The 13,196-nt window shown below is 71.6% G+C and carries 11 protein-coding genes; 6 read left to right on the top strand and 5 right to left on the bottom strand.

The window, feature by feature from the left end; all coding sequences use genetic code 11:
* The first annotated feature begins 91 nt into the window (after positions 1–91).
* The 4 genes from Plo01_RS30555 (at position 92) to trpS (ending at position 5,104) form a co-directional block, all read left to right on the top strand.
* On the top strand, positions 92–2,188 hold the full coding sequence (locus tag Plo01_RS30555) for a DUF6421 family protein (protein ID WP_239317377.1): 2,097 nt from the start codon (positions 92–94) through the stop codon (positions 2,186–2,188).
* Positions 2,185–2,853, top strand: a complete 669-nt coding sequence (locus Plo01_RS30560) for an SDR family NAD(P)-dependent oxidoreductase (protein ID WP_203894187.1) — start codon at positions 2,185–2,187, stop codon at positions 2,851–2,853. Before Plo01_RS30555 ends, Plo01_RS30560 begins: the two co-directional genes overlap by 4 nt.
* A gap of 20 nt (positions 2,854–2,873) precedes the next feature.
* A complete protein-coding gene (locus Plo01_RS30565; RefSeq protein ID WP_203894241.1) occupies positions 2,874–3,986 on the top strand; it encodes a threonine aldolase family protein in 1,113 nt (370 codons plus the stop codon).
* 152 nt (positions 3,987–4,138) lie between these two features.
* Positions 4,139–5,104 (top strand): tryptophan--tRNA ligase, encoded by a 966-nt coding sequence (trpS, locus tag Plo01_RS30570; protein ID WP_203894188.1) that lies wholly within the window; start codon positions 4,139–4,141, stop codon positions 5,102–5,104.
* 43 nt (positions 5,105–5,147) lie between these two features.
* On the opposite strand, the gene Plo01_RS30575 is transcribed toward trpS, so the two are convergent.
* On the bottom strand, positions 5,148–5,447 hold the full coding sequence (locus tag Plo01_RS30575; protein WP_203894189.1) for a DUF3467 domain-containing protein: 300 nt from the start codon (positions 5,445–5,447) through the stop codon (positions 5,148–5,150).
* Positions 5,448–5,513: 66 nt separating this feature from the next.
* The gene (locus tag Plo01_RS30580; RefSeq protein ID WP_203894190.1) at positions 5,514–6,182 is read right to left on the bottom strand and encodes a DUF305 domain-containing protein; all 669 of its coding nucleotides are present in this window, start codon (positions 6,180–6,182) and stop codon (positions 5,514–5,516) included.
* A gap of 121 nt (positions 6,183–6,303) precedes the next feature.
* On the opposite strand from Plo01_RS30580, the gene Plo01_RS30585 reads away from it, so the two are divergent.
* On the top strand, positions 6,304–7,014 hold the full coding sequence (locus Plo01_RS30585) for a thioredoxin-like domain-containing protein (RefSeq protein ID WP_203894191.1): 711 nt from the start codon (positions 6,304–6,306) through the stop codon (positions 7,012–7,014).
* A 69-nt stretch (positions 7,015–7,083) separates the two neighbouring features.
* Here the strand turns inward: Plo01_RS30585 and ald are convergent, their stop codons facing one another.
* A complete protein-coding gene (gene ald, locus Plo01_RS30590) occupies positions 7,084–8,199 on the bottom strand; it encodes an alanine dehydrogenase (protein WP_203894192.1) in 1,116 nt (371 codons plus the stop codon).
* A gap of 213 nt (positions 8,200–8,412) precedes the next feature.
* Between ald and Plo01_RS30595 the strand changes: the two genes are divergently transcribed.
* Positions 8,413–9,501 (top strand): excalibur calcium-binding domain-containing protein, encoded by a 1,089-nt coding sequence (locus Plo01_RS30595; RefSeq protein ID WP_203894193.1) that lies wholly within the window; start codon positions 8,413–8,415, stop codon positions 9,499–9,501.
* 48 nt (positions 9,502–9,549) lie between these two features.
* Here the strand turns inward: Plo01_RS30595 and Plo01_RS30600 are convergent, their stop codons facing one another.
* Both Plo01_RS30600 and Plo01_RS30605 read right to left on the bottom strand, forming a co-directional pair.
* Entirely contained in the window at positions 9,550–10,926 is a 1,377-nt protein-coding gene (locus Plo01_RS30600; RefSeq protein ID WP_203894194.1) for an NCS2 family permease, read from the bottom strand.
* 37 nt (positions 10,927–10,963) lie between these two features.
* On the bottom strand, positions 10,964–13,174 hold the full coding sequence (locus Plo01_RS30605; protein ID WP_203894195.1) for a xanthine dehydrogenase family protein molybdopterin-binding subunit: 2,211 nt from the start codon (positions 13,172–13,174) through the stop codon (positions 10,964–10,966).
* Positions 13,175–13,196: the final 22 nt, after the last annotated feature.

A 13,196-nucleotide genomic window follows, 5' to 3' on the forward strand; every position in this document is an offset into this window, starting at 1 on the left:
TGACTCCTGGGCAGCCGTAAGGCGTGTGCTCAAACCGGGACATGGTGTGTATATTTTCCTTCAGTGAGTCCTGTCTGAAGGAGGATTTGTGGTGAGGGCCTTCCCCCGGGTGTTGTTCGACGAGGCGCACAGTGAGTCCTGGACGATCCGGCGGGACGTGGCCGAGGCGATGAATCCCGGCCATCCGGACGACAACAGCTACGCCCGCGCCGCCGAGCTGCTGCGCCGCCTGGGGCACGTCGTCACCGCGCACACCGAGGGCGCCGTCACCCCGGCCGTCCTCGCCGGCGCCGACGCCTTCGTGATCGCGCACCCCTCCGGGGACCGCTGGGAGCGCACCGTCGACTCGGGCAGCCCGGTCTTCACCGCCGAGGAGATCGACGCGATCGAGGAGTATGTCGCCGGAGGCGGGGGCCTCGTCGTGCTGGCCGAGTGCGAGCAGGACAAGTACGGCAACAACCTCGCCGATCTCCTCGACGTCTTCGGCGTCAAGGTCGCGCACGCCACCGTCCAGGACCCCAGGAACGCCCACAACGGCGTGGCCTCCTGGATCCTGGGCGTTCCCGGTGAGACGGGCCGCGAGGACCTCCTGGCCGGGGCCCGCCGCGCCTGCTTCTACCGATCCGGGGTGCTCGCCGCCCCCGCGGACGCCACGGTGCTGTTCTCGACCTCCCCCACCGCCGCCCCCGCCGGGGAGCCGCTGGCGGTGGCCGTACGGCACGGTGAGGGCCGCGTCGTCGTGGTCGCCGACTCCGACCTGTTCGGCGACGACTCGATCGCCGACTACGACCACGCCGCCCTCTGGGGCAATCTCATCACCTGGGTCTCCCGCATCCCCGCGAAGGCCGCGCCGGGCGCGGTGGAGGGTGAGAAGAGGGGAACGGCGCGGGAGGAGGCGCTCGCCGTCTTCCGGAGGCTCAAGGACGCCGTCGAGCGGCTCAGGCCGCTCCAGGCCAAGGACGGCTCGATCGAGGGCGACCGGGACCTCGCCGTCGCGCTGATCTCCGAGATCGTCGAGCACGTCGCGGCTCTCGCGCCCCGTTTCCCGCACGACGAGGCCTACCTCGCCGCCGTCGTCGCCGACTTCCGCAAGTGGGTCGAGCAGGGCCTCGGCGTGCCCGACTTCCTCGACTCGCTCAACGCCTTCCACCCCGACACCCAGCGGGTCGACGGGCTGGAGCACCTGGTCGTCTTCCCGATGTACACCCAGAACGGCACCACCTTCCGGTACGTCGAGGCCGTGTGGATCCGCACCGTCTGGCCCGAGTGGCTGGCCGAGCTGGAGCGCACCCGCTACGACAACCCGCTGTTCGTGCCCATCGCCTTCGAGGACTTCACCTCCGGCTACGACACCAACTCGGCGGTGCTGTTCCCGGAGACCGTCGCGGTCCGCGAGACCCCGGCCCGCTTCACCTGGGGAGGCATCTTCTGCGACCGGGAGGCCGCCCGGTTCCGCAGGGTCGGCCGGGCCGCCGCGGACACGCTGAAGCTGGCGCTGCCGCCGGACGCCGCCCGCCTGCTGGAGTCGCAGGAGCTGGCCCAGGACACCTTCGTGCTCTGGGACCTCGTCCACGACCGCACGCACAGCCACGGCGACCTGCCGTTCGACCCGTTCATGATCAAGCAGCGGATGCCGTACTGGCTCTACTCCCTGGAGGAGCTGCGCTGCGACCTGACCGCGTTCGGCGAGGCCGTGAAGCTGGAGGAGGAGGGCGTGCCGCACGCCCGGTACGTCCAGTACGCGATCCTGTTCGACCGGCTCTTCCGCTTCCCGATCACCGGTGACCGGGTCCGCAACTACGACGGCCTCGGCGGCCAGCTGCTCTTCGCCTACCTGCACCGCAACGACGTCGTACGGTGGACCGACAACCGGCTCAGCGTCGACTGGTCGCGGCTCGCCGGCGGCGTGGCGGACCTGCGCGGCGAGGTGGAGAAGCTCTACCGCGACGGCATCGACCGCTCCAAGCTCGCCCACTGGCTGGCCGCCCACGAGCTCGTCGCGGCCTACGTCGAGCCGCACCCGGCCTCGGTCTGGGCCCGGGGCGTGGACGCGCTGCCGACCGAGGGCTTCCCGAAGGCCGTGGTGGACGCGGTGCTGTCCGACGAGTTCCCGCTGAGCATGTTCTACGAGGCCCTGCGCCGTAAGCTCGGCGAGGTCGTCGACTCCACGAAGGGGATCCGAGCATGATCATTCTTGTCGCCGGCGCGGCCGGCCCCGCGGGTCAGGCGGTCGTCCGCCGCTTCGCGGACCAGGGACACACCGTCATCGGCGTCGACAAGTCGGGCGCCGACGGGACGCTCACGGAGCACCCGAGCGAGCGCGACCACAGACAGGTGGACCTCCTCGACTTCGACGCGGTGCGGAAGCTCGCCGCGGACGTCCGGGCCGAGCACGGCCGCGTGGACGGCGTCGTGCACCTGGTCGGCGGCTGGCGCGGGTCGAAGACCTTCGCCGAGACGAAGCTGGAGGACTGGGCGCTCCTGCACGACCTCCTCGTCCGCACCCTCCAGCACGTCACGCTCGCCTTCGAGCCGCTGCTCAAGGCGAGCGAGCGCGGGCGGTTCGCGATCGTCTCCGCCAAGGCGGCCGAGCGCCCCACCCAGGGCAACGCGGCGTACGGCACCGCCAAGGCCGCCGCCGAGGCGTGGACCCTCGCCTTCGCCGACGCCCTGGAGGGCACCGGCGCCACCGCGAACATCCTGGTCGTCAAGGCCCTCGTGCACGAGGGCATGCGCGCGGCCGCCCCCGACAAGAAGTTCCCCGGCTTCACCGACGTCGAGGACCTCGCCGCGGCGATCGAGGGCCTGTGGGACACCGACGTCAACGGCACCCGAACGGATCTCACCCAGTGACGGACGCGACACCCCGCGCCGTGACCGGCGCCCCGGCCGGATCGGCGAGCGGTTCCACGGCCGGGACCGCGACCGACGCGGTCCGCAGGCACGACCCGGCGGTCAAGGGCTTCGCCAGCGACAACTACGCCGGGATCCACCCGGAGGTCCTCGCCGCGATCGCGCTCGCGAACGGCGGCCACCAGACCGCCTACGGCGACGACGTCTACACCGAGGCGCTCCAGGACGTCTTCCGCGGGCACTTCGGCCCGGCGGCCGAGGTCTGGCCGGTGTTCAACGGCACCGGCGCCAACGTGGTCGCGCTGCGCGCGATGACCGCCCACTGGGAGGCCGTGGTCTGCGCCGAGTCGGCGCACATCCACACCGACGAGGGCGGCGCGCCGGAGCGCACGGCCGGGCTCAAGCTGCTGCCCGTGGCCACCCCGGACGGCAAGCTCACCCCCGAGCTGATCGACCGGCAGGCGTGGGGCTTCGGCGACGAGCACCGCGCCCAGCCCAGGGTCGTCTCGATCACGCAGACCACCGAGCTGGGCACGCTCTACACCCCGGAGGAGATCAGGGCGATCTGCGAGCACGCCCACGGCCTGGGCATGCTCGTCCACCTCGACGGGGCCCGGGCCGCCAACGCCGCGGCCGCGCTGGACGTGCCGCTGCGCGCGTTCACCACCGACGCGGGCGTGGACGTGCTCTCCTTCGGCGGCACCAAGGCCGGGCTGATGTTCGGCGAGGCCGTCGTCGTGCTCAACCCCGACGCCGTGCGGGGCCTGCGCTACCTGCGCAAGAGCGCGATGCAGCTCGCCTCCAAGATGCGCTTCGTCTCGGTGCAGTTCGAGGCGCTGCTCGCCGGGGACCTGTGGCTGCGCAACGCCCGCAACGCCAACGCGATGGCCCGGCGGCTGGCCGAGGCCGTCCGGGGGATCCCCGGTGTGGAGATCCCGCGCCCGGTCCAGGCCAACGCGGTCTTCGCGATCCTGCCGCCGGAGGTCACCGAGCGGCTGCAGAAGCGCTTCCGCTTCTACACCTGGAACGAGGCCACCGGTGAGGTCCGCTGGATGACCGCGTTCGACACCACCGAGGCCGATGTCGACGCCTTCGCCGCCGCCGTCGCCGAGGAGATAGCATTGTCCGCATGAGCCACCGCAGCCTGGGTCTGTGGCGGGCCGCCTCCCGGCGGACCCGCTAGCCAGCCCAGCCTGCGCAGAGAAAACGGCCGCCGTTCACCGGCGGCCTTTTTCGTCTCCCGGGCCGGTGATCCGGCGGTCCCTCCACCCCGAAGGGACGAGAAATGAACAAGCGCGTCTTCTCCGCCTTCCAGGCGACCGGCCGTCTGACCCTCGGCAACTACCTCGGCGCGATCCTGCCCGCCGTACGGCTCCAGGACGAGGCCGTCTGCGTCTACGCCGTCGCCGACCTGCACGCCCTGACCGTCAGGCACGATCCCGCGCTCCTGCGCGCCCGCACCCGCGAGGTGGCGGCTCTGCTGCTCGCCTGCGGGCTGGACCGCTCCGTGCTCTACCTCCAGTCGCGGGTGCCCGCCCACGCCGAGCTGCACTACCTGCTGGAGAGCACGGCCCACGAGGGCGAGATGCGCAGGATGGTGCAGTTCAAGGAGAAGTCGGCGGCGCAGGAGGAGGTGCGGCTCTCGCTGCTGACCTATCCCGCGCTGATGGCCGCCGACATCCTGCTGAACCGCGCGGACCTCGTGCCGGTGGGGGACGACCAGCGCCAGCACATGGAGCTCACCCGCGACCTGGCGCTGCGTTTCAACCGCCGGTACGGCGAGACGTTCGTCGTCCCCGAGGCCGTGTACCCCCGGGTGGCCGCCCGGGTCATGGACCTGGCCACGCCCACCGCGAAGATGAGCAAGTCCGGAGCCTCGGAGGCCGGGACGGTCTACCTGCTCGATCCTCCCGACGCCGTCCGGCGCAAGATCATGAGGGCCGTGACCGACTCCGGGAGCGAGGTCTGCTACGACCCGGAGGGCAAGCCGGGCGTCTCCAACCTGCTCGCCCTGCTCGCGGCCTGTTCGGGCAGGCCGGTGGAGTCGCTGGCCTACGGCTCGTACGGCGCGCTGAAGAAGGACGCGGCCGAGGCGGTGAGCGAGGCGCTGGCGCCGGTCCGGGAGCGTTTCGCGGTCCTGTCCGCCGACCCGGCGGAGCTGGAGCGGCTCCTGGCCGCTGCGGCGGCCAGGGTGATCGAGGAGACCGCCGGTCTGCTGGCCGCCGCCCGCCGGGCCGTCGGCCTGGCCTGAGGGGAGCCGGTCCCGGGGCCCCGGAGGGAGCCGATCCCCCCGGTCAGGGTTTGTGGCCTGTCTCGTTCTCGTACTGGGTGAGCTGCTGTTCCAACGCCTTCATCAGCTCGAACACCTGGCTCGGGGGGATGCGGATCCGGCTGACGATCCGGGTCGGCACGCTGACGAAGGGCTGCCCCGACGACGGGTCGTTGGCCAGCTGCGGCGGTCGGGTGATGACCGCGAAATCCAGGACGAACCCATCCTGGGTATGCCATACCGAGGCGAAATTGGCGTACTGCCCCATTTCAACCTCAGCGGAGATGCTCACCTCCAGGCGGTTCTCCGGCTCGTCGTTCACCATGTGAGTCTCCTCCGGCCAGGCCGTCCCCACGCTCCCGGCCGGGAGCCGGCCACGGACGCTCAGGCGCTATTCAAGAATGGACGGCAGCGGCTGGGCACCCCGCTGCCTGAGCATGTCGGTCATCAGTTTGATCTCACCGCTCTGCGTGTTGACGATGTGCCGGGCCATCGTTACCACCTCGTCGCGTTCGGACAGGTTCAGCAGGGCCTCCGCCATCTGCACGCCGCCCTCGTGATGGCGGATCATGAGCTGGAGGAAGAGGACCTCCTTGTCCTTCCCGGTGGCCTGACGGAGCCGTTCGAGCTCGTCCTCGCTCGCCATGCCGGGCATCGCGGCCGACGTCCCGGCGCCGGTGGCCGGCGTCCCGCCGCCGTGGCCGTGACCGGCCATCCACGCCATCGGCGGCTGCCCGCCCGCCTGGTTGAGCTCCCACTGCTGCAGCCAGCCCATGAACATGCCGCGCTGGGCGGTCTGGGTGATGATGATGTCGTAGGTGAGGACCCGCAGCTTGTCGTCGGCGCTGCCGTCCCTGGTGATGAACGACATCTGCACGGCCTGTGAGTGGTGGACGGCCATGTCGCGGGCGAATCCGGCCTCGGCGGAGGCGTCGGTCGGCTCGCCGTCCCGGCCCAGGACGAACAGCAGGACGACGGCTGCGACCAGGCAGCCCAGCAGAACGCCCAGCGCCGTGCGTCGCCATGACTTCCGCGGGTAGTCTTCAACAGGGTTTTCCATTACCCGCCAAGCCTACTCACCCCGGACGGCGCCGTGCCGTCACGTGCCCGGTGTCCCTTATTCTCCCTATACGGCGGCAGGGCATAAGGTAACCCGCAGTTGTACGCCGGCCGGAGGATCGATGACGAAGGACAAGACGCAGGCGAGACGCGATCACCTCGCCAAGATGCGTGCCCAGCAGAAGGCCAAGGAGCGCAGGACGGCGCTCTTGATGTGGGGCGTCGGCGGTGTGGTCATCGTCCTGATCGTCGGCCTGGTCGGCTTCTATCTGGTGAAGCAGGCCAAGGAGACCTCGCTGGACGCCGTCGTCAGCGCCAAGTATCCCGGGAGCGTCCACGTCCCGGCCAAGGTCTCCTACAAGGAGACCCCGCCGATGGGCGGGGAGCACCACGAGGTCTGGCAGAACTGCGGGATCTACGAGGCGCCGATCAACAACGAGAACGCCGTCCACTCGATGGAGCACGGCGCCGTGTGGATCACCTACCGGCCCGACCTGCCCAAGGACCAGGTGGACGTCCTGAAGGAGATGGCCTCCAGCGACTACATGCTCCTGAGCCCGTACCCCGGCCTGCCGAGCAGCGTCGTGGTCAGCTCCTGGAACAAGCAGCTCAAGCTGGACGGCGCCGACGACCCGCGCCTGCCGAAGTTCATCCAGAAGTTCAAGCAGGGTCCCGAGACGCCCGAGCTCGGCGCGACCTGCGACAGCGAGCTGACCACCACCACCGCCGAGAACCCGATCCCGGAGGCCAGCCCGACGCCGACCGGGAGCCCGGCCCCCAGCGGCAGCCCGACCGCGGAGCCCGAGGCGTCCCCGTCGCCCACCTCCTCCTGACCTTCCACCGGGGTACGGCCGCCCGGACGCCGGAAGCGGCGGCCGTACCGGCCGGGAAGATCCGGAAGATCAGGCCAGCACCCGCTCCAGGGGCACCGCCTCCAGTCCGTGGGCCTCGGCCACCGGCTGGTTGGTCAGGTGCCCCTTGTGCGTGTTCAGGCCCAGGGCCAGCGCGGGATCGCCGCGCAGCGCCTCGTGCCAGCCCAGCTCGGCGATGGCCAGGGCGTAGGGCAGCGTCACGTTGGTCAGCGCGTAGGTCGAGGTGTGCGGGACCGCGCCCGGCATGTTGGCCACGCAGTAGAAGAGCGAGTCGTGGACCTGGTAGGTCGGCGCGGCGTGCGTGGTCGGCCGGGAGTCCTCGAAGCAGCCGCCCTGGTCGATGGAGATGTCCACCAGCACCGATCCCGGCCGCATCCGGGAGACCAGTTCGTTGCTCACCAGCGTGGGAGCCTTCGCCCCGGGCACCAGCACCGCGCCGATGACCAGGTCCGCCTCGAGGACCGCGCGCTCGACCTCGTAGCTGTTGGACGCGACCGTCTGGCAGTGCCCCCGGTAGACGACGTCGGCCTGGCGGAGCCGGTCGATGTTCTTGTCCAGCAGCACGACCTCGGCGTGCATGCCCAGCGCGATGACGGCGGCGTTCATCCCGGAGACGCCGGCGCCGATTATCACGACGTTGGCCGCGTGCACGCCCGACACCCCGCCCATCAGCACGCCGCGCCCGCCGCCCTGCCGCATCAGATGGTAGGCGCCCACCTGCGGGGCGAGCCGCCCGGCGACCTCCGACATCGGGGCCAGCAGCGGCAGGAAGCCGCCCGGGGTCTGCACGGTCTCGTACGCGATGCCGGTGATGCCGGAGTCGAGCATGGCCCGGGTGCACGCCTCGGAGGCGGCCAGGTGCAGGTAGGTGAACAGGACCTGCTCCTTGCGCATCCGGTGGTACTCCTCGGCGACGGGCTCCTTCACCTTCAGGACGAGGTCGCCCTCCGCCCACACCTCGTCGGCGCTGTCCAGGATGGTCGCCCCCACGCTCTCGAAGTCGGAGTCGGGAATCGACGATCCGACGCCGGCGCCTTTCTCGACGAAGACGCGGTGTCCCTGCCGGACGAACTCGTGGGCGCCGGCAGGCGTGAGGGCCACGCGATACTCATGGTTTTTGACCTCGCGGGGAACTGCGATCTTCACAAGTCCTCCAGGGTTCGCCTGTGTCCTCTTCACTCTGCGTTCCCGGGGAAGGCCTCACCATGCACAAGCTGGAAGGAATCGAGCAACTCTCGTGACAGCCTGTTAATTCCGGCTGCCAAGCGTGTTTCCGTGGACCGGACTTGACCGCTCGATTACCCCCCCGTTGCATTGATCGGTAGGCTCGCCGCCAGCAAACGTGAGGAATGCTGGGATATGACGATGGAGATGCACGCGGGTCCGGGTGGGCCGCCCGAGCCTCAGGGACCTCCACCGAGTCCGTCCGGTCTTCCGCCGGAGCCGCAGGGTCCGCCCGGCGAGCCGAGGGCGAGCCGGATCACCACGATCGCTCTGATCACCGCCCTGGTGCTCGCGGTGCTCGTCACCGGCGTGCTCGGCACCATCGCGGTGCTCATGACGCGCAATCCCGACATGCCGCTCGGCGCCCCGCCGCCGCGGAAGCTGGCCGCCCCCATCCACTTCGCCCCGGTCACCGGGACGCAGCCGGGGGCCTGCGCGACCCCCGACAGCTATCCCGACGACGCCGGGCAGGTCTGCTACACGGTCGCCCCGGGAGTCGAGATCTCCTCGGTGCGGGAGATCGAGGCGGTACGGGAGACCACCGGCGCCTACTCGGTCCGCATCGCCTTCGCGCCCGCGTCCCGCGACCAGATCAACAGCGTGACCGAGGAGGCGGACGGACAGCAGCTCGCGATCGTCGTGGGCGGCAGGGTCGTGGCGGCCCCCCGCGTCGGGGAGGTGATCACCCAGGACAGCCTGCGGATCTCCGGCTCGCTCACCAAGGAGCAGGCGGATGCCATGGTCGCCCGGCTGCGCGGCGGCACGGCGGCGCCCGCCACCCCCGGCGCGCCCGGTACGGCCACCGCCGGTCCCGGACTCCAGTCGCCCCTCAGCCCGACGGCGACCGCGCCGGCCTCGGTGCCCACCGCCCCCGGCACGGGCACCACCGCCCCGGGAACGAACCCCACCGCCCCGGGAACGAATCCCACCGCCCCGGGAACGAATCCCACCGCCCCCGGCACGGGCGCCACGGCGCCCGCCGTGCGCTCCACCGCTCCCGGCGCGACCCCGTCGGCTAACCCCGCGTCGGCCCGGCCGACGCCCACCCGGGGCAGCCGTCCGATCCGCAGCGGCGGCCCGGGCACCGACCCCCGCTTCCGCACCTGCAAGGAGGCGTTCTCCGAGGGCTACGGGCCGTACCACCGGGGCGTCCACGAGGAGTACGCCTGGTACACCGACCGGGACCGGGACGGGGTCGCCTGCGACACCGAGGACATGAGCTGACCGCCCGCCCGGTCCACCACCCGGCCCGCCCGGCTCCGGGCCGGGCGGTCAGGCGGTGAGCCGCTCGACGGCGTCGATGCCGAAGTACACCAGGAAGATCGCCGTGACCGCCCAGAGCAGCCACGGGATCCGCCGGGCCCGGCCGGTCGCCGCCTGGACGACCGTGTAGGCGATCACGCCCGCGCCCACTCCGTTGGTGATGGAGTAGGTGAAGGGCATCAGCACGATCGTGAGGAACGCCGGGATCGCGATGGTCAGGTCGTCCCAGGGCACGTTCTTGGCCTGGGTCATCATCAGCGCGCCCACCAGCACCAGCGCGGGCGCCGCCGCGGCGGCCGGGACGATCTGCGCGATCGGGGTGAACAGCAGCGTCAGCGTGAACAGGCCGCCGGTGACGAGGGAGGCCAGGCCGGTCCTGGCGCCCTCGCCGACCCCGGCCGCCGACTCGACGAAGACCGTTCCGGCGGAGGCGCTGCAGAGTCCGCCGATCGCCCCGGCCGTGCCGTCCACCGTCAGGATGGCGCCCAGCCGGGGCACCCGGCCCCGCTCGTCCACCAGCCCGGCCTCGTCGCTGACCCCGATGACGGTCCCCATCGCGTCGAAGAACCCCGACAGCACGAGGGTGAACAGCACGACGGTCGCGGTCACCGCACCCGCCGCGGCGAACCCGCCGAACAGGTCGACCTGGCCGATCAGTCCGAAGTCCGGCGCGGCCACCACCGTCTCCGGCACCCGGGGCACCACCACGCCCCAGGACGCCGGGTCGACCGCGGCCACCGAGTTGACCAGCACCGCCAGCACGGCGGTGACCGCGATCCCGATCAGGATGGCCGCGGGGGTCCGCCGCACGTGAAGGACGATCATCAACAGCAGGCCGAAGCAGAACAGCGCGACCGGCCAGCCCGACAGGTGCCCGGTCGTGCCCAGCTGCACGGGCGTGCCCTCGCCCCGGGCCACGAATCCGGCGTCCACCAGGCCGATCAGCGCGATGAACGTGCCGATGCCCATACTGATCGCGTGCTTCAGCGGCAGCGGGATGGCGTTCATGATGAGCTGCCGGAGCCCGGAGACGGCCAGCAGCACGATCACCAGGCCCTCCAGCACCACCAGCCCCATCGCCTGGGCCCAGGTCATGTGCGGCGCGGCCTGGTAGGCGACCACCGCGTTCAGCCCCAGCCCCGCCGCCAGCCCGAACGGCGCGTTGCCGGCCACTCCCATGAGGATCGTGCTGATCGCCGCCGCGAGGATGGTCGCCGTGGTGAGCTGCGGGATCGACAGCTTCGCCCCGGTGACGTCGGTCGCCCCGCCCAGGATGATCGGGTTGAGCAGGATGATGTAGGCCATCGCCATGAACGTCGTGAGGCCGCCCCTGACCTCCCGGCCGACCGTCGTGCCGCGCGCCGACAGCTCGAAGAACCGGTCCACGGATCCCCCTTCTCACACGTGGGGGATCGACCGCTTCCTACCCGTTCAGCGCGATGTCATGGGGACGGATCGGCACCCGGGGCAGCTCCAGCCCGGTCGCGGCCCGCACGGCGGCCGCCACCGCCGGGGTGGACGACAGCGTGGGCGGCTCGCCCGCGCCGCGCAGGCCGTACGGCGCGTGCGGATCGGGGTTCTCCAGGATCGAGACCTTCATCGGCGGCATGTCGAGGGCGGTGGGGATCAGGTAGTCGGTGAACGACGGGTTGCGCACCACGCCGCCGGAGACCTGGATCTCCTCCATCAGCGCCAGCCCCAGCCCCTGCGCCGAGCCGCCGTGGATCTGCCCCTCCAGCGCGATCGGGTTGAGGATCCTCCCGACGTCCTGCACCGCCGCCAGCTCCACGACCTTGACCAGGCCCAGCTCCACGTCCACGTCCACCACCGCGCGGTGCACGCACAGGGCGAGCTGGGTGTGGGAGTCGCCCTGCCCGGTCACCGGGTCCATCGGGAAGGTCGGCCGGTGCCGGTAGACCCGGGTCTCCTCGACCGGGCCGGTGCGCTCCAGGACCTCGGCCAGCGTCGATCCGTCGGCCCGCAGTTTGCCCAGCCGTTCCCGCACGGCCTCGCACGCGGCCCGGACCGCGCCGCCGGTGACGTACGACTGCCGGGAGGCCGAGGAGGAGCCCGCCGAGCCGACCGCCGTGTCGGCCGTGGCCACCGTCACCCGGTCGATTCCCAGCTCGGTGCGGGCGATCTGCTCCTGGACGGTCACCAGTCCCTGCCCGACCTCGGCGGCGGCGGTGTGCACGAGCACGTGCGGCTCGCCGCCGAGCAGCTCCACCCGGACCCGGGCGGTGGAGTAGTCGTCGAAGCCCTCGGAGAAGCAGATGTTCTTGATGCCCACGCCGTAGCCGACGCCGCGCCGCACCCCCTCGCCGCGGGTGGTCTGGGAGACGCCGCCGGGCATGTCCAGAAGGTCGTCCCCGCTCGCGGGCGGGAGCGGCATCGCGGCGAGCTCGCGGAGCATGCCGGCCAGCGGCGCGGGGGAGTCGATCACCTGTCCGGTGGCCAGCCGCGAGCCCTGGGAGACGGCGTTGCGGATCCTGATCTCGACCGGGTCGAGCCCGCACGCCTCGGCCAGCTTGTCCATCTGCGACTCGTAGGCGAAGCACGCCTGCACCGCGCCGAAGCCGCGCATCGCGCCGCAGGGCGGGTTGTTGCTGTAGACGCCGTAGGCGTCGACGCGGATGTTGCCGACCTCGTACGGCCCGACCCCGAGCGAGGCGGCGTTGCCGACCACGGCGGGGGAGGAGGAGCAGTAGGCGCCGCCGTCCAGGAGGATCTCCGCCTTGACGTAGACCAGCTTCCCCTCGCGGGTCGCGCCGTGCTCGTAGCGCATCCGGGCCGGGTGCCGGTGCACGTGCCCGAAGAACGACTCCTCCCGGCCATAGACGATCTTCACGGGCCGGCCGGTGCGCAGCGCCAGCATGCACGCGTGGACCTGCATCGACAGGTCCTCCCTGGCGCCGAACGCGCCGCCCACCCCGGCCAGCGTCACCCGTACCTTCTCGGCGGGCAGCCCGAGGCACGGCGCGACCTGGTCGCGGTCCACGTGCAGCCACTGGGTGGCGACGTACAGGTCCACCCCGCCGTCCTCGGCCGGTACGGCCAGGCCGGACTCGGGTCCCAGGAACGCCTGGTCCTGCATGCCGACCTCGTACTCCCCGGTGACCACGACGGGCGCGGAGAACTCCGAGCCGACCCGGACGGGCTGGTGGCGCAGCACGTTGCCGGAGTCGTGGACCCGCGGGCAGTCCGGATCGAACGCGGCCCGGCGCGGATCGGTCACCGCCTCGCGGAGCTCGTAGTCCACCACGATCGCCTTCGCCGCCCGGCGGGCCCGCTCCGGGTGGTCGGCGGCCACCAGCGCCACCGGCTCACCCTGGTAGCGGACCTGATCGACGGCGAGCACCGGCTGGTCCCTGCGCTCCAGGCCGTAGAACTTCTCGCCCGGCACGTCCTCGTGGGTGAGCACGGCGAACACGCCCGGCATCGCCAGCGCGGGACCGATGTCGATCGAGCGGATCCAGGCCGACGGGTGCGGACTGCGCAGGGTCGCGCCCCAGACCATGTCCGCGAGATACAGGTCGGAGGAGTAGGCGAACTCGCCCGTCACCTTCAACGCCCCGTCGGAGCGGAGCACGCTGTCCCCGACGCCCTGGCTCTGCCGTGTCTCGGTCTCGCTCATTTCAGCAGTACATCAAGCCGCC

It is taken from the genome of Planobispora longispora (assembly GCF_016863135.1).
Classification (GTDB): Bacteria; Actinomycetota; Actinomycetes; order Streptosporangiales; family Streptosporangiaceae; genus Planobispora; species Planobispora longispora.

Bases quoted from the DNA above. Each gene is read 5' to 3' on its own strand.
- Plo01_RS30560 (WP_203894187.1), top strand. From the start codon at position 2,185: ATGATCATTCTTGTCGCCGGCGCGGCCGGCCCCGCGGGTCAGGCGGTC.
- trpS (WP_203894188.1), top strand. From the start codon at position 4,139: ATGAACAAGCGCGTCTTCTCCGCCTTCCAGGCGACCGGCCGTCTGACC.
- Plo01_RS30575 (WP_203894189.1), bottom strand. From the start codon at position 5,447: ATGGTGAACGACGAGCCGGAGAACCGCCTGGAGGTGAGCATCTCCGCT.
- Plo01_RS30580 (WP_203894190.1), bottom strand. From the start codon at position 6,182: ATGGAAAACCCTGTTGAAGACTACCCGCGGAAGTCATGGCGACGCACG.
- Plo01_RS30585 (WP_203894191.1), top strand. From the start codon at position 6,304: ATGACGAAGGACAAGACGCAGGCGAGACGCGATCACCTCGCCAAGATG.
- Plo01_RS30595 (WP_203894193.1), top strand. From the start codon at position 8,413: ATGACGATGGAGATGCACGCGGGTCCGGGTGGGCCGCCCGAGCCTCAG.
- Plo01_RS30605 (WP_203894195.1), bottom strand. From the start codon at position 13,174: ATGAGCGAGACCGAGACACGGCAGAGCCAGGGCGTCGGGGACAGCGTG.